The 24923-nt window shown below is 73.3% G+C and carries 26 protein-coding genes; 14 read left to right on the plus strand and 12 right to left on the minus strand.

All coding sequences use genetic code 11. The features are described 5' to 3' along the window. The first annotated feature begins 68 nt into the window (after positions 1-68). Positions 69-1394: a PAS domain-containing protein gene (locus EJG53_RS07055; protein ID WP_125044118.1), complete on the plus strand. Its 1326-nt coding sequence runs from the start codon at positions 69-71 to the stop codon at positions 1392-1394. A gap of 36 nt (positions 1395-1430) precedes the next feature. Here the strand turns inward: EJG53_RS07055 and EJG53_RS07060 are convergent, their stop codons facing one another. Beyond that, positions 1431-2291, minus strand: coding sequence for a SigB/SigF/SigG family RNA polymerase sigma factor (locus EJG53_RS07060; protein ID WP_241268045.1), 861 nt, complete (start codon positions 2289-2291; stop codon positions 1431-1433). A 368-nt stretch (positions 2292-2659) separates the two neighbouring features. On the opposite strand from EJG53_RS07060, the gene EJG53_RS07065 reads away from it, so the two are divergent. Then, the gene (locus EJG53_RS07065; RefSeq protein WP_125044119.1) at positions 2660-3751 is read left to right on the plus strand and encodes an enolase C-terminal domain-like protein; all 1092 of its coding nucleotides are present in this window, start codon (positions 2660-2662) and stop codon (positions 3749-3751) included. Between the two features lie 312 nt (positions 3752-4063). On the opposite strand, the gene EJG53_RS07075 is transcribed toward EJG53_RS07065, so the two are convergent. From EJG53_RS07075 to EJG53_RS07085, 3 genes are all read right to left on the minus strand, one after another. Continuing rightward, the gene (locus EJG53_RS07075; RefSeq protein WP_125044120.1) at positions 4064-4816 is read right to left on the minus strand and encodes an SGNH/GDSL hydrolase family protein; all 753 of its coding nucleotides are present in this window, start codon (positions 4814-4816) and stop codon (positions 4064-4066) included. Between the two features lie 27 nt (positions 4817-4843). Beyond that, complete coding sequence (locus EJG53_RS07080) at positions 4844-5314, minus strand: NUDIX hydrolase (RefSeq protein ID WP_125044121.1); 471 nt, start codon at positions 5312-5314, stop codon at positions 4844-4846. A gap of 333 nt (positions 5315-5647) precedes the next feature. Then, positions 5648-5929, minus strand: coding sequence for a DUF6158 family protein (locus tag EJG53_RS07085; protein ID WP_371858793.1), 282 nt, complete (start codon positions 5927-5929; stop codon positions 5648-5650). 396 nt (positions 5930-6325) lie between these two features. Between EJG53_RS07085 and EJG53_RS07090 the strand changes: the two genes are divergently transcribed. From EJG53_RS07090 to EJG53_RS07120, 7 genes are all read left to right on the plus strand, one after another. Continuing rightward, entirely contained in the window at positions 6326-6781 is a 456-nt protein-coding gene (locus tag EJG53_RS07090; protein WP_125044122.1) for a CBS domain-containing protein, read from the plus strand. A 125-nt stretch (positions 6782-6906) separates the two neighbouring features. Next, a complete protein-coding gene (locus tag EJG53_RS07095) occupies positions 6907-8388 on the plus strand; it encodes a bifunctional phosphatase PAP2/diacylglycerol kinase family protein (protein ID WP_125044123.1) in 1482 nt (493 codons plus the stop codon). 81 nt (positions 8389-8469) lie between these two features. Then, a complete protein-coding gene (locus tag EJG53_RS07100; protein ID WP_125044124.1) occupies positions 8470-9345 on the plus strand; it encodes a methyltransferase domain-containing protein in 876 nt (291 codons plus the stop codon). An 89-nt stretch (positions 9346-9434) separates the two neighbouring features. Then, positions 9435-10595, plus strand: coding sequence for a CapA family protein (locus EJG53_RS07105; protein ID WP_125044125.1), 1161 nt, complete (start codon positions 9435-9437; stop codon positions 10593-10595). 103 nt (positions 10596-10698) lie between these two features. After that, positions 10699-11049, plus strand: coding sequence for a VOC family protein (locus tag EJG53_RS07110; RefSeq protein ID WP_125044126.1), 351 nt, complete (start codon positions 10699-10701; stop codon positions 11047-11049). Beyond that, the gene (locus EJG53_RS07115) at positions 11049-11381 is read left to right on the plus strand and encodes a DinB family protein (RefSeq protein ID WP_125044127.1); all 333 of its coding nucleotides are present in this window, start codon (positions 11049-11051) and stop codon (positions 11379-11381) included. Before EJG53_RS07110 ends, EJG53_RS07115 begins: the two co-directional genes overlap by 1 nt. Before the next feature lie 14 nt (positions 11382-11395). Further along, on the plus strand, positions 11396-11647 hold the full coding sequence (locus EJG53_RS07120; protein WP_125044128.1) for a hypothetical protein: 252 nt from the start codon (positions 11396-11398) through the stop codon (positions 11645-11647). Positions 11648-11715: 68 nt separating this feature from the next. On the opposite strand, the gene EJG53_RS07125 is transcribed toward EJG53_RS07120, so the two are convergent. Further along, on the minus strand, positions 11716-12639 hold the full coding sequence (locus tag EJG53_RS07125) for an NADP-dependent oxidoreductase (protein ID WP_125044129.1): 924 nt from the start codon (positions 12637-12639) through the stop codon (positions 11716-11718). Between the two features lie 275 nt (positions 12640-12914). Between EJG53_RS07125 and EJG53_RS07130 the strand changes: the two genes are divergently transcribed. Together EJG53_RS07130 and EJG53_RS07135 are read left to right on the plus strand one after the other, a co-directional pair. Then, complete coding sequence (locus EJG53_RS07130; protein ID WP_125044130.1) at positions 12915-13598, plus strand: hypothetical protein; 684 nt, start codon at positions 12915-12917, stop codon at positions 13596-13598. 18 nt (positions 13599-13616) lie between these two features. Continuing rightward, entirely contained in the window at positions 13617-14756 is a 1140-nt protein-coding gene (locus EJG53_RS07135; RefSeq protein ID WP_125044131.1) for a terpene synthase family protein, read from the plus strand. 41 nt (positions 14757-14797) lie between these two features. Here the strand turns inward: EJG53_RS07135 and EJG53_RS07140 are convergent, their stop codons facing one another. The 7 genes from EJG53_RS07140 to EJG53_RS07170 form a co-directional block, all read right to left on the minus strand. Then, positions 14798-16141, minus strand: a complete 1344-nt coding sequence (locus tag EJG53_RS07140; protein ID WP_125044132.1) for a cytochrome P450 — start codon at positions 16139-16141, stop codon at positions 14798-14800. 135 nt (positions 16142-16276) lie between these two features. Beyond that, positions 16277-18295 (minus strand): DUF5107 domain-containing protein, encoded by a 2019-nt coding sequence (locus tag EJG53_RS07145; protein ID WP_125044133.1) that lies wholly within the window; start codon positions 18293-18295, stop codon positions 16277-16279. Between the two features lie 172 nt (positions 18296-18467). Continuing rightward, on the minus strand, positions 18468-19373 hold the full coding sequence (locus EJG53_RS07150; protein WP_125044134.1) for an arginase family protein: 906 nt from the start codon (positions 19371-19373) through the stop codon (positions 18468-18470). Positions 19374-19473: 100 nt separating this feature from the next. Beyond that, positions 19474-19896 carry a glyoxalase superfamily protein gene (locus EJG53_RS07155; protein WP_125044135.1) on the minus strand — a complete coding sequence of 141 codons (423 nt, stop codon included), beginning with the start codon at positions 19894-19896 and terminating at the stop codon, positions 19474-19476. After that, positions 19896-20438 carry a GNAT family N-acetyltransferase gene (locus EJG53_RS07160; RefSeq protein WP_125044136.1) on the minus strand — a complete coding sequence of 181 codons (543 nt, stop codon included), beginning with the start codon at positions 20436-20438 and terminating at the stop codon, positions 19896-19898. The genes EJG53_RS07155 and EJG53_RS07160 overlap by 1 nt, the downstream gene beginning before the upstream one ends. 166 nt (positions 20439-20604) lie before the next feature. Beyond that, on the minus strand, positions 20605-21366 hold the full coding sequence (locus tag EJG53_RS07165) for a 4'-phosphopantetheinyl transferase family protein (protein ID WP_125044137.1): 762 nt from the start codon (positions 21364-21366) through the stop codon (positions 20605-20607). Between the two features lie 110 nt (positions 21367-21476). Beyond that, on the minus strand, positions 21477-22448 hold the full coding sequence (locus EJG53_RS07170; protein WP_125044138.1) for a DUF2867 domain-containing protein: 972 nt from the start codon (positions 22446-22448) through the stop codon (positions 21477-21479). 51 nt (positions 22449-22499) lie between these two features. Between EJG53_RS07170 and EJG53_RS07175 the strand changes: the two genes are divergently transcribed. The 3 genes from EJG53_RS07175 to EJG53_RS07185 all read left to right on the plus strand — a co-directional run bounded on the left by EJG53_RS07175 (position 22500) and on the right by EJG53_RS07185 (position 24860). Next, positions 22500-23168, plus strand: coding sequence for a TetR/AcrR family transcriptional regulator (locus tag EJG53_RS07175; RefSeq protein WP_371858661.1), 669 nt, complete (start codon positions 22500-22502; stop codon positions 23166-23168). Between the two features lie 256 nt (positions 23169-23424). Then, the gene (locus tag EJG53_RS07180; RefSeq protein WP_125044140.1) at positions 23425-24612 is read left to right on the plus strand and encodes a cytochrome P450; all 1188 of its coding nucleotides are present in this window, start codon (positions 23425-23427) and stop codon (positions 24610-24612) included. 53 nt (positions 24613-24665) lie between these two features. Then, positions 24666-24860, plus strand: coding sequence for a ferredoxin (locus EJG53_RS07185; protein ID WP_125044141.1), 195 nt, complete (start codon positions 24666-24668; stop codon positions 24858-24860). The last annotated feature ends 63 nt before the right edge of the window (positions 24861-24923 follow it).

The raw sequence follows: 24923 nt of genomic DNA on the forward strand, positions 1-24923 counted from the left end.
GGCCCGGCCGCCGGTCGGCTTGCCGCCGGCGGGGTACGGTCCGGTGGCGCACCGGTTAGGTTGAGGGCATGGCCGAGGTCGAGCGCGTCGCTGCGGAACTCGCGGACTTCCGCAGACGGGTCGAAGAGCTGCGCGCGGCACGCGCCCTGCCCTCCACCGAGCGGCTGTCCGTCCTGGACGCCGCTCTCTTCGAACTCCAGCACGTCGTCGACGTGATGCTGCCCCGTCTCGAACGGAGCCTGCCGGCGGAACGGGACAACGGCGCCCGGCGGGCCGCCGAGGAACAGCAGTTGCTGCGCGCGCTGTTCCAGCGGATGCCGTTCGCGGTGGTGCTGCTGGACCCGGACGCGGTGATCCGGCGACTGAACTTCGCCGGTACCCGGCTGTTCGGCATGCGCGCCGGCTATGCCGCGGGCCGCCCGCTGACCGCCTCGCTCGTCCCCGAGGAACGGGCCGCCTTCCGCTCCCAGGTGGCCGCGGTCGCCCGCAACGAGGGCGACCGCAGTCTGGTCGTACGGCTGCTGCCGCCGCCGGACGGGGTCCGGCGCGCGGACGAGTCGCTGCGGGCCACCATGACGGCGCTGCGGCCCCAGGGGGAGCCGGGCACCTCCGTCCTCACCGTCTTCCTCACCGGCCCGGAGGCACCGGCGGCGAACCGGCCCGGCGGCGCGGGGCACACGGAGGACGAGGACCCGGACCACACGGCGGGAGCGGACCGTACGGGTGACACGGACCGTCCGGCGCAATCGGCTCGTACGGGTGAATCGGACCGTACGGACACGCCGCGGCCCGGCCTCTCCGAGGTGACCCGCAACACCGAACTGATGGACCTCCTCGACGACATGACCATGGCGCTCCTGGAGTCGCCGCGGGAGCCCACCGCCGTGCTCGACCGGGCCTGCCGGGTGCTGCGCGGGCGCTTCGCCGACTGGGTGACGGCCGATCTGGTGACCCGGGGCGGAGGGCCGTTGGTGCGGGTGGCGGTGCACGGGCCGGAGAGATCCGGGCCGTACGCCGGGGACGAGGCGTACGGCCCGGCGGCGGACCCGGGCGGCTCCGGCGGCCCGCACTCCCAGGACACCCTCACGGCCGTCCTGGCCGCACAACTGCCCGGGGACTGCCCGGTCGTGGTCGAGGCGGCCCGCGCGGGCAACGCCACCCTCCAGGTCCGCCCGGAGGATCTCGGTGCGTTCGGTCACGACGCCGCGGGGGCGCCGATCCTGGCCCGCGCCGAGGTGACCTCGCTGCTGTGCGTGCCGCTGCAGGCGAGGACGGGGCCGGTGCGCGGTGTCCTGTCGCTGCTGCGCACGGGCGGGCGGCGGGCGTTCAGCCTGGCGGAGGCGGGCGCCGTCGACCGGCTGGCCCGCCACCTGGGGCGCGCGCTGCACCCCTGAGCCCCAAAGCCCTCTGCGGGCCCCCGAGTCCTTGCCTCAGGCCGCTTCCCGTTCGCCCACCTGGTCGCACAGCCGGGTGCAGGTGCGGTTGATGAGCCGCGAGACGTGCATCTGCGAGATGCCGAGCCGGTCGGCGATGCGGCTCTGCGTCATGTCGCAGAAGAACCGCAGGTAGAGGATCTGCCGTTCGCGCTCGGGGAGCATCTGCAGCTTGGGCCTGACCGCCTCGCGGTCCACGACGAGGTCGAAGCCGGGCTCCGGGCCACCGAGGGTGTCCACGATGGCGTACCCGTCGTCCGCGCCGGGCAGTTCGGCGTCCAGGGAGAGCGTCGAGTAGCTCTCCAGCGCCTCCATGCCGAGCAGCACCTCCTCCAGCGTCATGCCGGTGTGGCGGGCGATGTCCCGGGCGGCGGGGCGGTGGTCGTCGGGCGCGTGGGTGAGCTCCAGCGTGGCCGCGCGGACGCGGTTGCGCAGTTCCTGGACGCGCCGGGGCACGTGCAGGCCCCACATGTGGTCGCGGAAGTGCCGCTTGACCTCGCCGACGATGGTCGGCACGGCGAAGCTCTCGAAGGCGCAGCCGCGGTCCGGGTCGTACCGGTCCACGGCCTTGACCAGGCCGAGCGAGGCGACCTGGGTCAGGTCCTCGGTGGTCTCCCCGCGGTTGCGGAACTGCCGCGCGAGACGTTCGGCCATCGGCAGCCAGGCACAGACGATGCTCTGGCGCAGCGCGTCCCGTTCCGGCCCGTCGGGCAGCGCCGTCAGCTTGCGGAAGTCGGCGCCGGTGTCCGGCGCGTCGTCGTGCGGATGCTTCTTCTGGGTGCGGCGCGGACCCAGCGGGCGGTCGGCGGGCCGGCCGCGCGGGGTGCTCGCGCGATGAGGTGTGCGTACAGAGGGCATGGTCCTGGCTCCCTGATCGGTGGACTGGGGTCCTCCGCGGGAGCGCAGCCGGAGTGCACGCTCGGAGAGCAGGTTCGCTCCCACGGGCGTGCCTCCGGTCCGAAGCACACGGATCGCGTGCCCGGAGCCGGTGCGGGTAAACGCCTCGCGGTGCGAATGGGCCGCGGCGCACACCGGTACGGGAGGTTTCCGGCCCGCTGGTCAGGTAACCCGTGCGGGACGGCCTGCTGACCCCCGGTCACCGGGCGGGCGGCCGGGCCGGCCGACGGTGTACGCGTACCGGCGGAACCCCTGCGAGCGGCCGGAGCGGCAGGCACCAGGACCGGCCCCGGGTCCGCACCGAGACCGGAGAGGAGCCCTCCGTCACCATGAAAGTCGAGCGGCTGGACGTCACCGCCTACACCGTCCCCACCGACGCGCCGGAAGCCGACGGCACTCTTGCCTGGGACACCACCACCGTCATCGTCGTCGAGGCCCGCTCCGGGACGACCACCGGCCTGGGCTGGACCTACGCCGCGGCCGACGCCGGCTCGGTCGTCCGCGACCTGCTCACCCGGCCGGTCCTCGGCCGCTGTGTACTGGACGTCCAGGGCGCCTACGAGGCCATGAGCCGGGCGGTGCGCAACGCCGGCCGCCCCGGGCTGGTCGCCTGCGCGCTGTCCGCGGTGGACATCGCCCTGTGGGACCTCAAGGCACGGCTGCTGGAACTGCCGCTGCTGCATCTGATCGGCGCCGTGCGCAGCGCGGTGCCGGTCTACGGGTCGGGCGGGTTCACCACGTACCACGACACGCATCTGGCGACACAGTTGAACGGGTGGGTGCACGGGCAGGGCATCGAACGGGTCAAGATCAAGATCGGCGAGGAGTGGGGCCGGGCCGTCGAGCGCGACCTGTCCCGCGTCCGCAACGCCCGCACGGCCATCGGCCCGCGCGCCGAGCTGTACGTGGACGCCAACGGCGCGTACACCCGCAAACAGGCCGTACGGATCGGCCGGGCCCTCGCCGACCAGGGCGTCGGCTGGTTCGAGGAACCGGTCTCCTCCGACGACCTGGAGGGCCTGCGGGTCGTCCGCGACCTGGTGGTGTGCGACGTGACAGCCGGCGAGTACGGCTACGACCTGCCGTACTTCGCGCGCATGGCCCCGGTCGTGGACTGCCTCCAGATCGACGCCACCCGCTGCGGCGGCCTCACCGTCTGGCTGCGCGCCGCGGCCCTCGCCGAAGCCCACGGCCTGGAGGTCTCCGCCCACTGCGCACCCCACGTCCACGCCCACCCGGCCGCCTGCGTACCGAACCTGCGGCACATCGAGTGGTTCCACGACCACGTACGCATCGAGTCGATGTTCTTCGACGGCGGCCTCGACCCGTCCGGCGGCACGATCCACCCCGGCACGAAACAACTCCCGGGCCATGGCCTGCGGTTCCGCCATGAGGAGGCTACGCCGTACCGGGTGTTGTGAGGGGGTGGGCGGGCCGGCTTGCGGCCGTCAACTTCCCCCGTCGGGCGTGGTGATGGCGCGGGCTCGACGATCGGGACCGACCGGGCGCGCGGCTGTTCCTCGCCCGCCGCGGGCGGGCGGCGGACGTAGCCCATAGCCTCGCACCACCAGTCGGCGAGCGCGTGGTGGTCGCGGGCGTCCAGGGCCGGGTCCTCGAAGCGGGCGGGCGCGCCCAAGGGTCGCGCGCAGATCGCTGTTTTGCCGGTCCTCGCACACGACACGGATTCCCGTACAGGATTCCTCAACGGAGCCTTGTTCGGAACTTGTGCAGCTTCAGCTCGCACCATTCGGCGGTTCGGACTCCGGCGAACGCCGCGATTCTAGTTCATCAGCGAATTGACGGAGGAGGCGCGTCGTGGCATTGGCCTGTCTCTCGTGCGCCTTCCGTGCCTTCTTAGCCTCTTCGGCAAGGACGTGCGTACTCCACTCCAGAGATTCCCTGTTCAGCAACGAGTGTCGAAGCACGTCAAGGTCAATGGTGTACGTCAGCGGCTCCACCGCACCGAACGGACCTTTCGCCTGGACCACTACCGTGTAGCGGCGCGGTAGGTCCGATGCGAACAACCGATGCCCGACGTCCAGCATAAAAATCAACTGACGCTTCGGCGGCAATACTGGAATCTCGCGCGTCACCGCTGCATTCAATTTTTGGTCAGACTCTCCCCCCAGCGTTGACCGAAGGGGCGGATCAACGGACACCTTCACATCGCGCGCCATCGTCGGTCCGGTGTTCTCGATTGAGAAAACGACAAGCTGAGAACCCGGCACTCTCTCACGAATGTCAGCGACAACGTACGGTTGAACCTGCTCCTGCTGCGCCTTCTCGGTCAGCTCGTTGGCTTTCTTCGCAGCTTCCGCCTGTTCCCTTGCAGACACTGCCTGCTCTCTCGCTGACTCCGCCTGTTCCTTAGCTGATTTCGTCTGCTCCTTCGCCGTTTTGATTTGCTGATGGGTGTAGATGAAGGTCACCGCGCCAACTACCACGGAAATAATGATCGCAACGAACGCAAGGTTCGTTTCATTCATCGACACACCTCCTTCATGCGTGCCTGGTCAGCCGAGATACGGAGTCGCACGCTGTTCGAGGAAGTGCGTCAGCCGGAGCCGCTGAGTGTGATGCATGGACAGCGCATCGATATCTTCCGGCGCGACGAACCGCAGTTCCTCGGACTCGTCCGACAGGGCAAGCTCTCCGCCGACGACTCGCGCCGTGAAGCACACGTTGAACTGCCGCCGCACTTCACCATCGCTGTAGGCAATGATGTGCCGGGGGTCCGTGTACGTGCCGACGAGCCCCGTGATCTCCACATCGAGGCCGGTCTCCTCCTTCGTCTCCCGCACGGCCGCACCGGGCAGCGAGTCGGTCATCTCCATCCCGCCTCCCGGCAGCGCCCACAGCCCGTTGTCCGTCCGCCGCTGCAAGAGAATGCGCCCCTCGGCGTCCGTGACGACGGCCGAGGCCGCCACGACGAGACTGTTGGGCTCCGGTGCATCCGGGTCGTCGTAAAACTCTGTGCGGGTCACTGAGCGCCTTCCTGTACCCCAGTGGTACCGCGGGGGCTGCGCTGGGTGGCGCGAGGTGTGGTGTCCCGACTGCTGTGGGTTTTCCGGCTGCCTCGCGTGCCACCACACGTTCAAGCCTCCGTGCCCCGTGCGGGCGGGAAGCAGGCCGTACAGAACAGAGCCCAGCAGCACAGAACACGCAGGAGGCCCGGGTGCGGAACCCCACATTCCGCGCCCGGGCGCTCCTCCCCACTGCCCCGTCGCCCTGGCTTCCGGGGCCTTCTCCGTGGCCGCTCGGCCGGTCACCGGGTACCTGGCCGGCGGCCGGTCAAACGTCCCGGTGTCGCCGGGCGGTCAGCCGGTGCGGGCGCGGGCTCCGGAGCGGGTGCGGCCGGAGGTGACCCAGCGGCGCGGGTGGCGGCGCAGGTACTCGCCCTCCAGTTCCGCCATGCGCGCGTTATGGGTGGCCAGGGCGTCAGGAGAGCCGTGCAGGAGGGTGTCGTGGCGGGTGCGGTGGATGGTTTCCAGCTCGCGCAGGAGTTGCTGTTCGTCGAGCCGGGCGGGCGGGACTCCCAGGGTCGCGGTGCCCGGTGCGGCCGCCGTCGTCTCCGGGGGCCGCGGGGAGTCCGTGGGCATGTCGTGGGACGGCATCGGGGTTTCTCCCTCCGTGTCGGGTGCGTCCCTTCGGGTACCCGCTCGCACAACCACCCGGACACGTCCGGCGGCAGGCTCGGAGCGAGCCCCGGAGGCAGGCATGGAACTCGGATTCCTCACCCCACTCACTACCAGGCCGGGCCCCGGCCCCGCGGGCCGTTCCGGTACCTCGGACCACCCGGTCCGCCCGGTCGCCTCCTTCGATCGTACGAGGACCGCTGCGGCTCGGCGCGGCGACCGGCACCGCCACGGGCCGTACGGCGCCGTCGGCGCGCTCCCGCACGGTGTCCCGGGGCGGCGGGCCCCCGGGGCGCTCCCACCCCAGGGGCCCGGCCCCTCCTGCCGCCCGCCGGTCCGACCGAGAGAAGGCGAACAGCCATGGCACAGTTCGTGAGGGACGTCATGACCCCGGACGTCGCGGCGGTCCTGCCGGACGCCTCGCTCGTCGAGGCGGCGCAGCTCATGCGCGCCCAGGACATCGGGGACGTCCTGGTGACGCAGGACGGCGTGCTGCTGGGGGTGGTGACCGACCGGGACATCACGCTGCGCGCGGTGGCCGACGGGGTGGACCCGCTCGCCGTGTCCTGCCGCTCGGTGTGCACCCCCGAGCCGGTCTGCGTCGGCCCCGACGACCACATCAGCGAGGCGGTCACCCTGATGCGTACGAACGCGGTGCGGCGGCTCCCGGTGGTCGAGAACGGGACGCCGGTGGGGGTGGTCAGCATCGGTGACCTGGCCCGTGCGCAGGAGCCGGACTCGGCGCTCGCGGACATAAGCCGGGCCGCTCCGGACAGTTGGCCGGACGTCGGGAACGGGGGGCCGGGGATCGTCTGAGAACGGAGATCCGAGTCCTCCCGTACGACTCACCCGACCGACAGGAGTGGCTGCCGATGCGACGGACGACGCGGGGAACGGTGGGGCTGCTGTATGTGCCTCCTTCTTCGGGGTACAGGTGGCCCATGCGAAAGCTGCTGAGTACCTGGGACCGCGAGATCTTCGACAGCGTCGCGTCACGGCACTGGCCGGGCGCGCAGCGCGTGCTGCCACGGCTGACCCGCACCGCCGACCACGGGCTGCTGTGGATGGGGATCGCGGCGGGCGCGGCCGCCCTCGGCGGCCGGCCGATGCGCCGGGCCGCGCTGCGCGGGGTCGCCTCGCTGGCCGCGGCGTCGGCGACGGTCAACACCCTGGGCAAGCGCTCCGTGCGGCGCAACCGGCCGCTGCTGGACGCGGTGCCCGTCATACGGCAGCTCAACCGGCAGCCCTTCACCACCTCCTTCCCCTCCGGTCACGCGGCGTCCGCCGCGGCCTTCGCCACGGGTGTCGCGTTCGAGAACAAGTGGTGGGGCCTGGCGCTGGCGCCGGTCGCCGTCTCCGTCGCGTTCTCCCGCGTCTACACGGGCGTCCACTACCCCGGTGACGTCCTGGCGGGGGCCGCGCTCGGTGTGGGTGCCGCCCTCGCGGTGCGCGGGCTCGCGCCGACCCGGGCGCAGCTTGCGCCCCCGGCGCGGCCGGCGGCCGACGCGCCCACGCTGCCGGGTGGCCGCGGGCTGTACGTGGTGGCCAACCACGCGTCCGGACAGCGCACCGGCGCGCGCCCCGACCGGGTGCAGGAGGTGCGCGGCGTGCTGCCGGAGGCCGAGGTGGTGCTGTGCGGCGATCCGGAGTCCCCGCCGATGGACAAGGCGCTGGAGCAGGCCGCGGAGCAGGCCAAGCAGGCGGGCGGCGCGCTGGGGGTGCTGGGCGGCGACGGCACGGTGTGCGCCGCGGCGGCGGTGGCCGTACGGCACGGTCTGCCGCTGGCGGTGCTGCCCGGCGGCACCCGTAACCACTTCGCCTACGACCTGGGCATCGAGACGCTGACGGACGCCGCACGGGCGGTGGAGAGCGGCGAGGCGGTCGCGGTGGACCTGGCCGGCTTCCGTACCGCGCCGGGCGAGGACCCCACCTATTTCCTCAACACCTTCTCCGTCGGTGCGTACCCGGAGCTGGTGCGCGTACGGGAGGAGTGGGCGGGCCGGATCGGCGCCTGGCCGGCCGGGGTGCTGGCCGCCTGGAAGGTGCTGCGGACGGCCGACCCGGTGACGGTGGAGGTGAACGGGAAGCGGCGGGAGGTGTGGCTGCTGTTCGCGGGCAACTGCGCGTACCGCGGGCTGGGGCTGGCGCCGGTGCGCCGGCACGACCTGGCGGACGGCGTGCTGGACGTACGGGTGGTGCACGGCGGGCGGCTGGCCCGTACGCGGCTGCTGACCGCGGCCCTGACGGGCGCGCTGCGGCACTCCCCCGTGCTGAGCGAGTCCCGGATGCGGTCGGTCCGCCTGGGCGGCCTGGCGGAGGGCAGCGTCCTCGCGTACGACGGGGAAGTGTCGCCCGCACCGCGCGAGTTGACGATCTGCAAGGAGAACGAGGCGCTGACCGTCTACCGCCTGCTGCCCGAATGACGAGACGGCGTTCTCATCATGCGGTTACCCGGCGTAGGGTGCTCACACCTGCCGACCGGGAGCGCGAAGGAGCCGTCCGCCATGCCGCACGAGTCCGCCGTCCACACCCAGAAGCACCGCGGATCCGCCGCCCGCACCCCGGGCCACCGTGAGACCGCCGTGTACACCCACGGACACCACGAATCCGTCCTGCGCTCGCACACCTGGCGCACCGCCGCCAACTCGGCGGCGTACCTGCTGGACTCGGTCGAGCCGCACATGGAGATCCTGGACATCGGCTGCGGCCCCGGCACCATCACGGCCGACCTGGCCGCGCTGGTGCCGGACGGCCGGGTCACCGGGCTGGAGCACGCGCCGGACGTACTGGAGCAGGCACGGGCCACCGCCGAGGGGCGCGGCCTGAGCAACGTCCGCTTCGTGACCGGCGATGTCCACGCACTGGACTTCCCGGACGGTTCCTTCTGCGTCACCCACGCCCACCAGGTCCTCCAGCACGTGGGCGACCCGGTCCGGGCGCTCCGCGAGATGCGGCGCGTCACCAAGCCGGGCGGCCTGGTCGCCGTACGGGACGCCGACTACGCCGCCATGACCTGGTATCCGGAGACCGAGGGCATGGACGACTGGCTGGACCTCTACCGCAAGGTCGCCCGCGCCAACGGCGGCGAGCCGGACGCGGGGCGGCGCCTGCGCGCCTGGGCCCGGGAGGCCGGCTTCGCCGATGCCGCGATCACCTCGACGGCGAGCGCGTGGTGCTACGCGACACCGGAGGAACGTTCCTGGTGGAGCGGCCTGTGGGCGGACCGGACGGTGGCCTCCACGTACGCCCGACGCGCGGTGGACGGCGGCCACGCCACGGAGGCCGGGCTGGACCGGATCGCCGCCGTGTGGCGGGAGTGGGGCGCGCAGGAGGACGGCTGGTTCAGCGTGCTGAACGGCGAGATCCTCTGCCGGGTGTGAGGCGCCCGCCGGGCCCGCTCCCGCGCGGGGCGTGACCCGACCGCCACAGCCAGCACGAACTCTCCCGTGTCACCCGGTATGAAGAATCCGTGACAAGAACGCACGGAGCGGCCGCCCTGGCCGTACTGGCACTCCTGGCGGCGGGCTGCGGTCCCCAGCAGCCCGCCGCGGGACGTCACGGCGCGACCACCGGGCAGCCGGCACGAGCCGCGTCCGGCGGCTTCACCCTCCTGGCCACCGGCGACGTGCTCCCGCACACCGAGATCATCGAGCAGGCCCGCAAGGACGCGCAGGGCCGCGGCCACGACTTCGGCCCGATGCTCGCCGGGGTCCGGCCGCTGGTCTCCGCCGCCGACCTCGCGATCTGCCACATGGAGACGGTGTACGGCGAGGACGGCGGCCCGTTCACCGGCTACCCCGCGTTCAAGTCGCCGCCCCAGGTCGCCGCCGCGCTCAAGGCCACCGGCTACGACTCCTGCTCCACCGCCTCCAACCACACCCTGGACGACGGCCCCGCCGGAATCCGCCGCACCCTCGACGCCCTGGACGCGGCAGGCGTACGGCACGCCGGCTCGGCCCGTACCGCTGACGAGGCCGGCCGGCCCACCCTCCTCAAGGCCGGGCGGGCGAAGGTCGCCCAGCTCGCCTACACCTACGGCACCAACGGCATCGCCGTACCCGAAGGACAGCCCTGGTCGGTCAACCTCATCGACCGGGACCGGATCCTCGCCGACGCGCGGACCGCCCGGCGCGCGGGCGCCGACGTGGTCGTGGTCAGCCTCCACTGGGGCACCGAGTGGCAGCAGGAACCCGACGAGCAGCAGCACACCCTCGCCCACGCGCTCACCGCCGCCCGCACCGGCGGCCGCCCCGACATCGATCTCCTGCTCGGCACCCACGCCCACGTCCCGCAGGCGTACGAGAAGGTCAACGGCACCTGGGTGGTGTACGGCATGGGCGACCAGCTCGCCGGCTACATGTACAACCCGCAGGGCGCGGTCGACTCCCGCGGCAACCAGAGCTCGATCGCCCGCTTCACCTTCGCGCCGCCGGACGCGGCGGGCCGGCCCTGGACCGTGACCAAGGCGGAGTTCACACCGCAACTCACGGACGTGGAGCAAGCGTTCCGCGTCGTGCCGCTGACCGGCGGCGCGCCCGGCGGTTCGGCGCACGCGCGGGCCCGGGACGCCGTACGTGAGGTGGTGCTCTCCCGTGGGGCCGCCGATGATGGTCTGAAGATGGCCGGTTGACCGGTTGACCGGGCGGCATGCCGGAGACCGAACCGCGCCCCCGATTCCTTCGGAATCACCCAACTGATCGCGTACGGCGAGGCACCCCAACTACCCTCGTTCCATGGACATTCTGGGGACCTCATTGCGGGTGTGCGTGACCGACCTCGACGCGGCGGTCGCTGTGTACGAACGGCTGACCGGCGCGGAGGCGATGCGCTTCGAGCACGGCGGCGTCTCGGTCGCGGCCGTCGGCTGCTTCTTCCTGATGAGCGGCCCGGAGGCACAACTGGAGGTGCTCAGCAAGATCACCGCTACGCTCGCGGTCCAGGACGTGGACGACGCGGTGGCCGATCTGACGGCGGTCGGCGCGCAGATCATCGCGGGCCCGCTGCCGACGCCGATCGGCCGCAACCTCGTCGCCATCCACCCGGACGGCTCGGTCTTCGAGTACGCCGACCGGAAAGCGGCCTGATGTCCGGCACCCCGGGTCCGGCGGCCGGCTTACGCCCCCTGCACCGCGCCGTGCTGGACACCGCCACCGAGGTGGTGGGCCGGGTGCGCCCCGAACATCTCGGGCTGCCCACGCCGTGCGCCGCGTGGGACCTCGGCGAACTGGTCGCCCGCATGACGGGCCAGAACCTCCGCTTCGCCGCCGCCGCGCGTGGACAGGTCACCTCGGCCGCCGACTTCGCACCCCGCCCGGCGGGAGACGCGCCCGGTGCGGGGTTCGTGGCCTCGGCCCGCCAGGTGGCCGCCGCATTCGCCGAACCGGGCGTGCCGGCGCGCCGGTTCGCGCTGCCCTAGCTGGGCCGGACGTCATGGTCCGGGCCCAGCGGGGCATCGGCTTCCCCTTCGCGGACACCGTCGTGCACGCCTGCGACGTGGCCAGGCCCCTCGGGACGGCGGGCACCTTCCCCGCCGAGATCCTGACGCCCGCCCTGGACCAGATACTGGCCCTCCTCGGCCACTCCCCCGCTTGGCCGGACGGAGACCGCCCGCACGGAGACCGCCCGCACGGAAACCGACGGCGCGGAGACCGCCCGTACAGAGACCGCCCGGACGCCGCCTGACCAGCCGGCACCCGACCACCCGAGCCCGTCCGATGGCCACACTCCCCCCTTCCCATCCCGTCCGCCCGTCAGGAAACCTCCAGCACGATCTTCCCGCGCGTACGGCCCTCCTGGCTGCGGCGGAACGCCTCGGCCGCCTGCGACAGCGGCAGCACCGTGTCGACGTGCACCGTGAGCTTCCCGGCGTCGGCGAGGTCGCCCAGCGCGGCCAGGCCGGCGCTGTCCGGGCGCACCCACACCATGTGTCCGCCCTTCTCCAGCACGTCGTTGTCGGCGACGGAGGCGACCCGCGAGGTGTCGCGCAGCAGCTCCTGCGAGACGTCGATGACGCCGTTGCCGACGAAGTCCACGGCCGCGTCCACCCCGTCGGGCGCCAGCTCGCGCACTCTGTCGGCCAGGCCGTCGCCGTACGTCACCGGCTCGGCGCCCAGGGAGCGCAGGAAGTCGTGGTTGCGCTCGCTGGCCGTACCGATGACACGGGCGCCGCGGGCCACCGCGATCTGCACACCGAGCGACCCGACACCGCCCGCCGCGGCGTGCACCAGGACCGTCTCGCCCTTGGTCACGCCGACCCGGTCCAGCACCTGGAGGGCGGTGAGGCCGGCGAGCGGCAGCCCGGCGGCCTGCTGCCAGCTCAGGGCGGCGGGCTTGCGCGCCAGGGTCCGCACCGGCGCGGCGACCAGTTCGGCGAAGGTGCCGTGCTGGACCTCGTCCTTGCGCACATAGCCGACGACCTCGTCACCGACGGCGAACTCGGTCGCGTCCAGACCGGTCCGCTCGACCACCCCGGCCACGTCCCAGCCGGGGATCAGCGGGAAGTGCACGTCCATCAGCGGATCGAGATACCCCGCCAGGACCTTCCAGTCGACGGGATTGACCCCGACCGCCTTCACCCGCACCAGCACCGAGTCCGGCCCCACCTTGGGATCGGGCTGGTCGGTCCAGGTGAGCTGGTCGGGGTCACCATAGCTGTGAGTGATGATTGCCTTCATGATCGCTACAACGCGTGACGGTCTCGATTCGTTCCGCCCCCGCGCGACATCTCGAAAACCGTGCCCGTCCGGCGCATCTCGGGAGCGTGCCGTACACCGCTCACACCGCCCGCGTCCGGAATTCCCGCCGCTCCGCCCGTCACCCGAGCGGCCCGCGCGCGGTCGTCCGGGGGCCCGCGGTGTGTTCGCGTAGAAGGCGGGCGACCCGTACGGGGCGGCGGGCCGGTACAGCGGAGCGGACCGCTGGTCCCTGAGCGTCGTCGACGGGAGTCGTCATGTCCTTGCCACGCTGGTGCCGCCTCGTCGTGCCGGTCTGTGCGGTGGCCGCCGGGGGCTGCGTCCTGTCCTGGACCGGCGCGGCGGCCGGGGTGACCCCGAGCGTGCTGCCCGCTCCTCAGGTGAAGGTGGGCAAGGCCGAGATGGACCTGTGTCCGGTGCCGGCCGTCGCCCAAGCGCTGGCCGACCAGGGGGTGACGCTGGAGGCGCGGAGTCCGGGGCGGGTGGTCGACGTCGACGGCCGCCGGTGTGTGCAGCTGCCGATGACCCGGGGTGAGTTCGCGCTGGACCTCAGCAAGGGGACCGTTCCGGCCGACGGTGGCCTGACCTTCAGGAAGGCCGGCGGCGGGGCGGTGTCCTTCACGGACATGGCCTTCGACTTCGGCTCCCACAAGGCCGAAGGGACGGCCGCCGCCGAGGGCGCCAGGGCCCGCCGGGGGCGGCAGCAGCCGTCGGTGGACCTGTTCGCCTTCGCCTTCGAGATGGCCAAGACCCGGGTCGACGTCACCAAAGGCACCGGGCACGGTGCCGCGGCCCTGAGCCTGGGCACCGGCGGGTACGACGCGCTGAAGAACGCCCTCGGCACCAGCCCGCTGCCCGCCCAGGGCACGGTGTTCGACGCCACCGCCTCCGGCAGTGTGGCCGAGGCGGCGCAAGCGCTCTCCCGTGCCCTGCTCCCGTAACGCCGTGGAGGACGCGCCATGAGGGACGGCGTGCCCGCTCCGGTGGCCGCCGGGGTACGCGAAGACACCGCCGCGGAACCGGTCCGCGTCACGATCCCGCCGCGCTACTGCCCGCTGCCCGGTGCCGCGCACCCGGAGGCCGACCGGCTGAACGCATGCGCGGCGGCCTGGATTCAAGGGCACGGACTGTGCCGGAACGGCGCACAGCGCGTCCGGATGGCCGGCAACGACTGCGGCGGCTTCTACGGCCGCATCATGCCCGCCGCGCCGGCCGGCCGGCTCCAGCTCGCGGTGGACTGGTGCGTGCTGATGTTCGCCTTCGACGACCTGCACTGCGACGAGGGCCCGGCCAGCCTGCGCGCCGAGGACTTCACCGGTTTCGCCACCCGTCTGCTGCGCGTACTGGAAGCGCCGGGCACCGTACGGGGCGGACCCGCCGACCCCTTCCTCGCGGCGGCCGACGACCTGGCCGCGCGCTGCCGTGCCGCGGGGACGCCGGTGCAGGTCCGGCGCATGGTGGACGGTCACCGGGCCTGGTTCCTCGGGGTCCTGTGGGAGTTCGGCTGCCGGCTGCGCGACCGTACGCCGTCACTGGACGACTACGCCCATCTGCGCCAGCACACCGCGGCCGGCACGGCCACCATGAGCTGGACGGAGATCATCGACGGTACGGAGATCCCCGGTGCGGTGATGGACTCACCGGCCGTGCGCGCGCTGAACGAACTGGCCTTCACGACCGCGGCGTTCGACGACGACCTGTTCTCGTACGGCAAGGAACGCTGGCTGGCCGCCCGCAGCCCGTACTCCTCGCGCTGCCGGCTCAACCTCGTCGACATCCTGGCCGCCGAACACGGCCTGGGCCTGGAAGCGGCGCTGGCCGCGGCCGTCGACCTGTGCGACCGGCTGACCCTGCGCTTCATCCAGTTGCGCGACCGTGTGCTGCCTACGGCCTGCGCGCCACTGCGGCTGCATCTCGACCACCTTTCCCACCTGATCCGGGGGAACATCGAATGGGGGCTGCGCGCCGGCCGATACAGCAACCCGGACGGCCGGCACCCCGGCGCGGTCACCACCACCGGCTCCTTCACCGGGACCGCGCCGCGCGCCGACGCACCGCCGCCGCTTCCGTCCATCGCCTGGTGGTGGGACCGGTTCTGAGGCCGCAGCGCTGAGGGAACGGGGCGACAGCACGAGCCCCGTCAGCGGCGCGGAGTGAGCACCAGGTCGACGCGGCCCCGCGGCCGCAGCGCGACCGCGGCCCTGGGCTCGGGCCGGCCCGGCACCGTGAAGTCGAACCGGCTGATCATCGCGGCCACGACGAGGGCCGCCTGCTGGAAGAAGAACGCCTGGCCCACGCACTGGTGCGGCCCGTCCCCGAAGGGCAGGTACGCCAGCGGGTGCCGGCCCCGGACGCGCTCCGCGGCGAACCGGCCGGGGTCGAAGCGCAGCGGCCGTTGCCAGAACTGCGGCAGCCGGTGCGTCAGGTAGGGGGAGAGCACCAGCGTGGCGCCCGCCGGGACGGTCACCCCGTCGATGACGTCCTCGGCGGCGGCCGTCCGCGGCACCGCCCACGCCATCGCGTACAGGCGGCAGACCTCGGCCAGGAACCGGCGGGTGACCACCAGCCGACGGGCGTGCTCCGGCCGGACAGGGCCGCCGCACAGCACGGCGTCGGCCTCGGCACGTACCTCCGCCGCGAGGTCCGGATGCGCCGCGAGGGCGACCCAGGCCCAGGTCAGGGTCAGAGCGCTGGACTCCGAACCGGCCACGAACAGGGCCACGACATCCTGGGCGACCTGCTCGTCGCTCAGCGCGCGGCCGTCGGCGTCCGCCCCCGCGAGCAGCACGCTCATCAGGTCGGGGCCGGTGGGCCGCTCGTACCGCGCGCGCCGGATCAGCGGCAGCAGGATCTCGTTGACCGTGCGGGTGGCACGCCCGAAGGCGCGGTCGCCGGGCACCGGTACCGCGAGTGGCACAAAGGGCAGCGCCATCCGCCACAGCAGTGAGTCGAAGGCGACGGCGACCGCGGCGGCGAGCCGGTCGCACCGGTGCTGCGGGATGCGGGAACCGAAGAACGCCGGGTTGACGACCCTGAGTACGACATGGGTCATCTCCGCCAGCGCGTCCACCGTCGCCCCGCCCGCCACCCGCAGCTCCAGCTCCGCCACCGCGCCCTCCGCCGAACCGGCCGTGCCGTCGGCGTGCGCGGGCGCGCCGCCCGACAGGCCCTTGCACCACAGGTCCCGGCTGGCCCGCCAGCGAGGCCCCTCGCCCGCGATCCCGAGTCCCGTGAGCCGGCCCATCGCCTTCCACATCGCCGTGCCCCGGCGGTAGTTCTCGGCGCGATCCCGCAGGACGTGCCGCAGGTGGTCCGGGTGGGTGACCAGGTAGGGCCGGAAGGTGCCCAGGTCGAGCCGGGTCAGCGCGCCCTGCGCCTGTCGTCCGGTGCGTTCCATCAGGGCCAGCGGGCCGCCCGCGCGCAGCCCGCCGAGGACGTGCCGCAGGGGGACGGTGTGGAGTCGGCTGTCGGCGCGGATCGGCATGGCGGTGCTCTTTCACGGCGGCGCGGTGGCACGGCGGGACAGGTGGGAACGGGGCCGGGCAGCACGCACGTACCGCACAAGCGCACCGCACACCCCTGTCCGCACCCTATGCACCTTCTGCGGCTTTCCTGCGCTTCACACCGCCCGCATCCGGAATTCGTAGCGGTCCGGAAGGGGGTGCTCCGCACGCGCCCGGGCCCGGACATCGGAGGTGACGGGCCCGGTTCCGGCGACCAGGGCTTCGGCGACGGCGAACCAGGTGTCGCTGAGGGACTCGTCGCCCTCCCGCAGATCAGGGACTTCGAAGCCGCGGTCGAAGACGGCGCGGGCCGCCGCTGCGTCCCCCTGCGCCAGGGCCACCTGGGCAGTCAGCAGGGCGAAGCGGCCGTCGGTACGGGCCGCCTCGGGCAGCCGGCCGAGAGCAGTCGCGGCTTCGTCGGCACGCCCGGCGGCGAGCAGCGCGGGGACCGCTGCGCGTATCAGGGCGGGGAGGAGCGGCCCGATGTGATCCGTACCGTCCGCGAGGTCGTCGGGTACGCAGTCCAGCGCCTCCGCGTACCGTTGCGCCGCGCGCGCTGTCTCCCCCTCGCTCTCCTCTGCGACAGCGAGGCAGTACAGCGGCCGGCAGTCCGCACCATGGGCCAGGGCCCGTTCCCAACTGCGGACGGCCTGGGCCCGGTCGCCCGCGTGCCACTGCGCGAGGCCGAGGTGGTAGTCGGTGCCGGGCCCGGGCGGCGCGGACTCCAGCAGGTCGCGCCACGGCGCGGCTACCAGGGGCGCCGCGGGCACACCGCCGCCGCGCGGGAAGTCGCCGGTGTGCAGCAGCGTCAGCCAGGGCTGCTGGTCGGGACCGACGGTCGACTCGGCGAAGGGGGTGCCGGGCAGGTCGTGGCCGGTGCGGGCCCGTTCCAGGGCTCCCCAGCCGGAGCCGGTGGCCAGCGCTTCCTTGGGCTCGACGTCGGCGTACGGCCGCCAGACGGCGAAAGCCGCGTCGACCTGCTCGCGCGGCAGTACCGCTTCGAGCCGGTCCCCGGCCGCGCGGCGGGCCGCGGCCCAGTCGGCACCGTGCACCGCGGCCGGATCGGCGGCGAGCGGCCCGTACGCCTCCAGCCAGGCGAACTCCGCGCCGCCTTCCAGGCGTACGTGCTCCAACTGGGTACGGGCCAGCCCCGCCTGGATCTCCGCATAGCCGCCGGTGCCGGGCTCGGTGAGCCACCGCTGCCAGCGGCGCCCGGCCCGTCCGGCGCCCCACAGGAACAGCTTGCGGCCGCGCAGCGTGTCGGTGGAGGTGTGGACGAGGCCGTGGCCGGTGGCGTCGAGCGAGGCGATCCAGCGGCGGTCGCCGTCCGGGATCTCGTAGAAGTAGTCGGCGGGGTGCTCGCTGCGCAGCGGGTACGTGCGGTCGGCGCCGTCGGACTCCGGTACGGGAACGTGGCGCAGGGTGTGCTCGTACCCGAAGTGCCAGGCGCCGTCCGCCGGGGCGAGGACGCGGGTGTGCTCGTCCTCGGGGACGGCGATGTTGGACCACCAGTAGGCGGGCACCGCGTTCAGGTGCGGGTTGCGGACGCGGACGCCGACGAGGAGGAAGTCGGAGCCGTCCGGAAGCCAGAGGTCCACCTGGAAGGGCAGGTCGCGCAGCCGCTCCCACTCCCACAGGCGCAGCATCTCGCCGCCGTCGGGCGCCGGTACGGTCGCGGCGTGCACGGGGGCGCAGGACAGCGTGGTGTGTCCGGTGGCGCCGGTGTTCCACTCGATGCCGCCGGAGAACCAGGCACCGTTGAGGGCGAAGTTGGCGGGCTGCAGGACGGGGTTGCGGTAGAGCAGTTCGCGGCCGGTGGGCTTGTGGAACAGGGAGTGCACGCGGCCGCCCAGGCCCGGCAGGACGGTGGCGCGCAGCCGGTCGTTCTCGATGACGAGGGCGTCGAGGGTCGTCTCGGCGCGCGTACGGCCGTAACCGTCGCGCACGGCTACGGGCAGCAGCGAGTCCAGCGGTGCGTACCGGAGCTGGCGGGCCATGTCGGGCGGCAGCTCCAGCCCCTCGGACAGCTCGACGCGGTGGACGTCGCCCGGCGAACGGAGGGCGGGCAGCGGACTGGCCGGGCCGACGGGCGCCGCGGGAAGGGTCAGGGTCGTGCGTCGTACGCCAATGGCCACGGCTGCCTCGCAGGGTTGTACCGGGCCACCTCGGGTGCGGTGGCCGCCTGTTGACCATGGAACCCTGTCCGCGCGTGCCTGAAAAGGGCCTGTTGAGGCCATGTATGCCGTCACATACGGTCAGATGTCGGCCGCACACCGATCGGAGGCGGCCGGAATCGCCGAGAGCCGGTCAGAGCTGGGCGAGAACGCTTTCCAGAAGGTCCGCGAGCAGCGCCGCTCCGCTTCCTTCCGGATCGAGGTCCGGGTCGTAGATGGTGAGGTTCAGCCCCGCACAGCGCGGCGAGGCCGCCAACGGGGCGAGCAGGTCGCGCAGTTCCTCGCTGGACAGACCGCCGGGATCGGGGCTGTCCACGGCGGGCATGACCGACGGATCGAGCACATCCGCGTCCAGATGGATCCAGAAGCCGTCCGGCGCCGTGTCCTGGAGGTCGCGCAGGGTCGTGCGGGCGACGGCCTCCGGGCCCTGCCGCCGGATCTCGCCGGCCGTGCGGTGGGCGATGCCCAGCGAGGTCAGTTCGGCGCGGTCCTCGTCGTCGTCGCGGATGCCGAGAATGTGCAGGTCACTGTCGCGTACGCACGGTCCGAGGCCGTCGATGCCGGTGAGGTCGGCCTGTCCGCGGCCGGTGATCTGCGCGGTGCCCTCACCGGCCGCCGCTCCGACGGGGCCGGTGCGGTCGGTGTTGCCGGGGTGGCGGAAGTCGCCGTGCCCGTCCAGGTAGGCGACGCCGTACCGCCCGACGCGGCGCAGCCCCAGGACGGCCCCGAGCAGGATGGAGCAGTCACCACCCAGTAGGACCGGGAACTCGCCCGCGCGCACATGCGCTTCGACACGGGCGGCGAGCCGCCGGGTGTAGTCCGCGATGGCGGCGGCGTTGAAGTCGCCCTCGCCTTCCCGCCAGCCGCCGAGGTCGTAGCGGGGCGGCGTCACGACGCCGCCTTCCAGGGCGCCGAGCCGCCGCAGCAGCCCCTGCTCGCGCAGGGCACCCGCCAGCTTGTAGCAGCCAGGCACGGTGCCCGGCGCGGGGGGACGCAGCCCGAGATTGGAGGGGGCGTCGAGGAGCACGATGCGGCGCATCGGGCCATCTCACCGCACGGGCCCGCGGACTTCAACCGGGTTTCGGCGGTACGGGGCAGGTGCCGGGCAGACGTCGGACGGACGGCCTCCCGGCGCCCCCTCACTCAGCCGACGGCTCGGCCCGGTCCCCCGGCGGCTCGTTGAACCGCAATTGGTTGCCGAACGGATCGGTGACGGTCAGCGACAGGCCGATCTCGGCGTCCTCCTCCAGGCCGGGCTTCTGGAACGGGTAGTCCTTCGCCGTCAGTTCGGCGTGCAGCGCCCGTACGCCGCTCAGCTCGGCGTACACCACCGAACCCGGTGTCCCGTCCCCGTGGTGCTCGGACAGGTGCAGGACCAGGCCCCCTCGGGACACCTGTGTGTAGAGCGGCAGGTCCGGGGTGAAGCGGTGCTCCCAGTCGACGGCGCAGCCCAGGTAGCCGAGGTAGAACGCGTGCGCCTTGGCCACGTCGAAGACGCGCAGCACCGGGACGGGGCGCCGGAAGGTGATCCCGGAGGTGGCCTCGGGAGTGGTCTCGGACATCAGGTCCTTTCGAACATGTCGCTGGTGATGGCCCAGCGTTCGTGGTCACGCCAGGCGCCGTCGATGAACAGGAAGTCGGGCGAGTAGCCCTCCAGCCGGCAGCCCGCGCGCTTGACCAGGGCGATCGAGCGTTCGTTGCCCGGCTGGATGTTGATCTCCAGGCGGTGCAGCCCCAGCTCGCCGAAGGCGTAGCCCATGGCGAGCCGCAGCCCTTCGCTCATCAGCCCCCGCCCGGCCGCGTGCGCGAAGGCGCCGTATCCCACCGCCCCGCAGCGGAAGGCGGCGTACACGATGTTGTTGACGGTCAGGAAGCCGGCGATCCGGCCGCTCTCCAGCTCGCAGATGAGGAACCCTTCGCGCGACGGCTCCTGGAGCTTGGCGAAGTAGCTGTCGTAGGCCGCGTCGGTGGTCGGCGAGGAGAGCCACGGCCGTTGCATCCGTACGCTCTCCCGGGCCCGCGCCGTGAACTCCGCCCGGTCCGCCGCCGTGAAGTGCCGGAGCCCGACCCGCGGGCCGGTGGCGAGATAGTGATCGTCAGCCATCGTCCGATCGTACGAAGCCACGGGCCGGGCCGCCAGGTATATCGATCGGGTGAGCGAGTCGTCACCTCGGCGGCCCGGTAGGACCCGGAATTCCGCCGGAAGTCAGGACTCCGGCGGAAGCCTGGATTCCGGCGGTCGGCGTCCGGGCCGCTCCGGTCAGGGCCGGTCAGCCGGTCGCAGCCGCCGCGCGGATCGCGCAGGCCGCCGCGTACCCCTCCGGCACCGCCACGTCCGCCATCTCCCACCCCGGCACCGCGACCGGCTCCGGCCCGGCACCGACCAGCGTCGTGGTCATCAGATCGCCCGCCAGGCCGCTGCCCGTGCCCTTCAGGTACGCCTCCTTGCGGGTCCAGCAGCGGGCGAACGCGGCCGGCCGCCCGGCCTCGGGCAGGGCGTCCAGCGTCGCGCGCTCCCGCGGGTGCAGCATGCCCGACACCTCCGCCACGGTCCGGGGCGAGGCCGGCTTCTCGATGTCCACGCCGACGGGCGTACGGGCGAAGCCGATCAGTGCCATGTCACCGGTGTGGGAGAGCGAGAAGTGCAGCGGCACCCCGGCCCCCGCCACCGCCGGCCGGCCGTGCGGCTCGTCGCAGCAGGGACAGGGCTCGCGGACGAACCGTATGCCGGCCGGGTCGCGGTCCAGGTACGCGCCGAGCAGGCGGCGCAGCGCGCTGTGCGAGGTGGCGTAGGTGTCGCGGTCGCCGGGCCGGACGAACGCGGCGGTCCGCTTGCGTTCGGCCGCGTCCAGCACCGCCGTGTCGTGCAGCCCGGCCTCGGGCACGCTGCGGACCAGCCACAGCGACACCTCCCGGGCGCCGTCCGCCGGCAGCGGGCCCGGCAGCGCGGACGCGTCGTACACCTCGGGGGTCAGGGCAGGCCGCACGGCGCCGCTCTCCTCGCTCGGGGCCCAGGTATCGCCCGTGGTCATCGGTCGCACTCCCTCGTCGTCGTCCTGCGCGGCCGCCCGGAGTCACCCGGTCCGTCCGTCCGTCGGCGGCGCGTGCGGGCGCTCCGGCGCGGTGCGGATGCCGGGAGCCGTTACGGCCGTGTCCGGTGACGGTACCCGGCGCGCGCGGCGCGTGCCGCCGACTCCCGCTCCCCCGCGCTCGGTGCGGCCAGCGCCAGCCTGCGGTGCGTACGGCGGAGCATCGCGCGGGCGAGGACCGGGTGAACGCGCCGGACGACCGCGAAGTAGAGCCGCCCGCCCGTGTGGTGGGTGCGCACGACCGTGCTGAGCGTCACCCGGCCGCCGTGGCCGACGGTCCGCCCGTCCGCCCCCACGGCCGGGCTCTCGACCAGGAGCGACGCCCGGAAGTCCAGGTGCCGGGCGTCCTGGCCCAGCAGGATCTCCCCGCCGTCCGCGGTCGTGGCGCGGCCCTTCTCGGGGAACGCGCCGCGCAGTACGCCCTTCCAGGCCGCCGGGTCGCACGGCATACCGGGCGGCAGCGGCAGTTGCCAGGCGTCCTGGAAGTCCGGACGCGCGAAGGCGGTACGGGCCAGCCGCGCTGCGGGCGGAACCGGTACGGCGACGGGGCGCTCCCACAGGAGCCGGTTCAGCAGCCGCACCCACCGCGAGCGGCGGACCGGGGCGCGGACCGCGCCGGTGGCGGCGCGTTCGACGTTGTCGAGCATCTCCTCGACGACGGTGGCGTGCATCCAGTACACCGCGAGCGGCCACGCCACCCGCTTCGCGCCCCTGAGCCGGTTCTCCAGGACGTGGGTCACCCGGCAGCCGCCGGCGTCGAGCGAGGTCACCTCGACGGTGTGGTGGCCGCCCCCCGGGAAGTCGAACCGGACGCGGCGGCCCGGTTCGTAGGCGGTGACGCGGTAGCGGACGAAGCCGTGGCCGCCGGTCGCGCCGACACCCAGCGGGCGGTCGAAGCGCATGGCGGGCCAGACGGGCACCGGGAAGAGCGGGTCGTCGTCGCCGGCCAGTCGGTCGAGCAGGGCCCCGACCGTGGTGGCGGGGGCCTGGACGGTGCGGGTGTGGACATCGCGGACCGGGCGCATCGGGCACCTCCATACGGCGGCGTATGTTTGACCGTACGGTAGCGTATGGTCATGGCGCGACGGAGCACGGACGGCCCGCAGGACACCGGCGGCACCCCATCGGACACCCCCTCAGGCGGCACCCCTTCGGACGGGCCCCGCCGCAGCAGGAAGACCGACGGCCGGCGCCGCCTGACCGCCGAGGACTGGGCCGCGGCCGCCCTCGTGGCCATCGGCGAAGGCGGCCTGGCGGCGGTGGCCGTCGAACCGATCGCCGCCCGGCTCGGCACCACGAAGGGCAGCTTCTACTGGCACTTCGCCAACCGGGACGCGCTGGTCGACGCCGCGCTGGAACGCTGGGAGCAATTGCACACCGAGGCCGTCATCACCACCGTCGAGGCGGAACCCGACCCGGAACGGCGACTCCGCGACCTGTTCGCGTACGCGTCCGCCGCGTCGGCCGCGGACCCGCTGGAGGTCTCCCTGCTGGCGACGGCGGCGGAGCCACGCGTCGCGGCGGTCCTGCGCCGGGTGACGGACCGCCGGGTCGGCTATGTCGCGGAGCTGTTCACCGCGCTGGGCTTCCCGGCGGCCGAGGCGCGCCGCCGGGGCCTCCTCGCGTACACGGCGTATCTCGGCCACACCCAGCTTGGCCACGCCGTCCCGGAGAGCCTGCCCGGCGGGGCGGACCGCGACCGCTACCTGGACTCGGTGATCGACACCCTGCTCTGCCGGGAATGACCGGGAGCGACCGGGGCCGCCCGGCCTTGTGCGGCGCAGCGCGGCCCATCGCGGCCCGGCCGGAATTGGCCGGTCTGCGCATGGACGTATTACGTGCATAGGGCATGGAGTGGAGGGTGGTCCGCACCGGACCATCTCCGCCCCGGCCCCGCCCCGTCCGCTCGCCGCCCTTATCTCCCCCCGACCCGCCGTCCGCCAGCCTTGTCACAGGAGCCCATCGACACCGTCGCCCCGCAGCCTTCTGCCAGGAGGTCCCATGACCGAGGCTCTGCCCTTCCCGCAGGACCGCACCTGTCCGTACCAGCCGCCCGTCGGCTACCAGCCGTTGCGTGACGCCCGGCCGCTGTCCCGCGTAAGGCTCTACAACGGCCGTACCGCCTGGGTGGTGACCGGCCACGCCGAGACCCGGGCGCTGCTCACCGATCCGCGCCTGTCCGCCGACCGGCAGAATCCGGCCTTCCCCTCCCCCGCGCCCCGCTTCGAGTCGCTGCGCGCCGTGCGGACCCCGCTGCTGGGGGTCGACGACCCCGAGCACAACACGCTGCGCCGGATGCTGATCCCGAGCTTCAGCCTCAAGCGCGTCGCCGCGCTGCGCCCCCGTATCCAGGAGACCGTCGACCGGCTGCTGGACGCCATGGAGAAGCAGGGTCCCCCGGCGGAGCTGGTGTCCGCCTTCGCGCTGCCCGTGCCGTCCATGGTCATCTGCTCGCTGCTGGGCGTCCCGTACGCCGATCACGAACTCTTCGAGGAGCTGTCCCGCACCCTCCTGCAGAGCGTCGATCCGCAGGAGGTCACCGAGGCCCGCGACCGGCTGGAGGACTACTTCACCGGCCTGGTGGCCCGCAAGCGCGAACAGCCGGGCGACGGCCTGCTGGACGAGCTGATCGCCGAGCGCCTGGAAACCGGCGAGCTGAGCCGCCACGAGCTGGCGCGCATGGCCTTGCTGCTGCTGGTGGCGGGCCACGAGACCACCTCCAACATGCTCTCGCTGGGCACCTTCACGCTGCTGGAGCACCCGGAGCAGTTCGCCGCGCTGCGTGCCGACACGTCGCTGGTCCCGGACGCCGTGGAGGAGTTGCTGCGGTTCCTGTCCATCGCCGACGGGCTGGTACGGGTGGCGACCGAGGACATCGAGGTGGGCGGCGAGACGATCCGGGCGGACGACGGCGTGATCTTCTCCACCTCGGTCGTCAACCGGGACGGCGCCGCCTACGACGCGCCGGACACCCTGGACTGGCAGCGCTCCGCCCGCCACCACGTGGCCTTCGGTTTCGGCGTCCACCAGTGCCTGGGCCAGAACCTGGCCCGCGCGGAGATGGAGATCGCCTTCGCGACGCTCTTCGCCCGTTTCCCCGGCCTGCGGCTGGCGGTGCCCGCCGCCGAGGTCCCCCACAAGCCCGGCCACACCCTCCAGGGCCTGGTCGAACTGCCCGTCACCTGGTGAGCGGACGGCCGGCCGTACCCCGCGTGTCCGCAGACGAACGGAAGAGAGCCGCCATGAAGATCGACATCGATACGTCCGTGTGCATCGGCTCCGGTCAGTGCGCGCTGACCGCGCCGGGGGTGTTCACCCAGGACGACGAGGGGTTCAGCGCCCTGCTGCCGGGCCGCGAGGACGGCGCGGGCGACCCGCTGGTACGGGAGGCCGCCCGCGCCTGCCCGGTCCAGGCCATCTCGGTCACCGAGAGCTGACCGGCGCGCGACCGGGCGCCGCTAGGGCGTGTCTTTTGGATCAGCCTGGAGCAGCCCGCGGCG

The sequence above is a fragment of the Streptomyces chrestomyceticus JCM 4735 genome (assembly GCF_003865135.1).
GTDB lineage: Bacteria > Actinomycetota > Actinomycetes > Streptomycetales > Streptomycetaceae > Streptomyces > Streptomyces chrestomyceticus.

Bases quoted from the DNA above. Each gene is read 5' to 3' on its own strand.
- EJG53_RS07120 (WP_125044128.1), top strand. From the start codon at position 11,396: ATGGTCCGGGCCCAGCGGGGCATCGGCTTCCCCTTCGCGGACACCGTC.
- EJG53_RS07055 (WP_125044118.1), top strand. From the start codon at position 69: ATGGCCGAGGTCGAGCGCGTCGCTGCGGAACTCGCGGACTTCCGCAGA.
- EJG53_RS07170 (WP_125044138.1), bottom strand. From the start codon at position 22,448: ATGCGCCCGGTCCGCGATGTCCACACCCGCACCGTCCAGGCCCCCGCC.
- EJG53_RS07095 (WP_125044123.1), top strand. From the start codon at position 6,907: ATGCGAAAGCTGCTGAGTACCTGGGACCGCGAGATCTTCGACAGCGTC.
- EJG53_RS07140 (WP_125044132.1), bottom strand. From the start codon at position 16,141: ATGCCGATCCGCGCCGACAGCCGACTCCACACCGTCCCCCTGCGGCAC.
- EJG53_RS07100 (WP_125044124.1), top strand. From the start codon at position 8,470: ATGCCGCACGAGTCCGCCGTCCACACCCAGAAGCACCGCGGATCCGCC.
- EJG53_RS07185 (WP_125044141.1), top strand. From the start codon at position 24,666: ATGAAGATCGACATCGATACGTCCGTGTGCATCGGCTCCGGTCAGTGC.
- EJG53_RS07150 (WP_125044134.1), bottom strand. From the start codon at position 19,373: ATGCGCCGCATCGTGCTCCTCGACGCCCCCTCCAATCTCGGGCTGCGT.
- EJG53_RS07130 (WP_125044130.1), top strand. From the start codon at position 12,915: ATGTCCTTGCCACGCTGGTGCCGCCTCGTCGTGCCGGTCTGTGCGGTG.
- EJG53_RS07135 (WP_125044131.1), top strand. From the start codon at position 13,617: ATGAGGGACGGCGTGCCCGCTCCGGTGGCCGCCGGGGTACGCGAAGAC.
- EJG53_RS07165 (WP_125044137.1), bottom strand. From the start codon at position 21,366: ATGACCACGGGCGATACCTGGGCCCCGAGCGAGGAGAGCGGCGCCGTG.
- EJG53_RS07090 (WP_125044122.1), top strand. From the start codon at position 6,326: ATGGCACAGTTCGTGAGGGACGTCATGACCCCGGACGTCGCGGCGGTC.
- EJG53_RS07180 (WP_125044140.1), top strand. From the start codon at position 23,425: ATGACCGAGGCTCTGCCCTTCCCGCAGGACCGCACCTGTCCGTACCAG.
- EJG53_RS07115 (WP_125044127.1), top strand. From the start codon at position 11,049: ATGTCCGGCACCCCGGGTCCGGCGGCCGGCTTACGCCCCCTGCACCGC.
- EJG53_RS07175 (WP_371858661.1), top strand. From the start codon at position 22,500: ATGGCGCGACGGAGCACGGACGGCCCGCAGGACACCGGCGGCACCCCA.
- EJG53_RS07110 (WP_125044126.1), top strand. From the start codon at position 10,699: ATGGACATTCTGGGGACCTCATTGCGGGTGTGCGTGACCGACCTCGAC.
- EJG53_RS07060 (WP_241268045.1), bottom strand. From the start codon at position 2,291: ATGCCCTCTGTACGCACACCTCATCGCGCGAGCACCCCGCGCGGCCGG.
- EJG53_RS07125 (WP_125044129.1), bottom strand. From the start codon at position 12,639: ATGAAGGCAATCATCACTCACAGCTATGGTGACCCCGACCAGCTCACC.
- EJG53_RS07075 (WP_125044120.1), bottom strand. From the start codon at position 4,816: ATGAATGAAACGAACCTTGCGTTCGTTGCGATCATTATTTCCGTGGTA.
- EJG53_RS07085 (WP_371858793.1), bottom strand. From the start codon at position 5,929: ATGCCCACGGACTCCCCGCGGCCCCCGGAGACGACGGCGGCCGCACCG.
- EJG53_RS07155 (WP_125044135.1), bottom strand. From the start codon at position 19,896: ATGTCCGAGACCACTCCCGAGGCCACCTCCGGGATCACCTTCCGGCGC.
- EJG53_RS07065 (WP_125044119.1), top strand. From the start codon at position 2,660: ATGAAAGTCGAGCGGCTGGACGTCACCGCCTACACCGTCCCCACCGAC.
- EJG53_RS07160 (WP_125044136.1), bottom strand. From the start codon at position 20,438: ATGGCTGACGATCACTATCTCGCCACCGGCCCGCGGGTCGGGCTCCGG.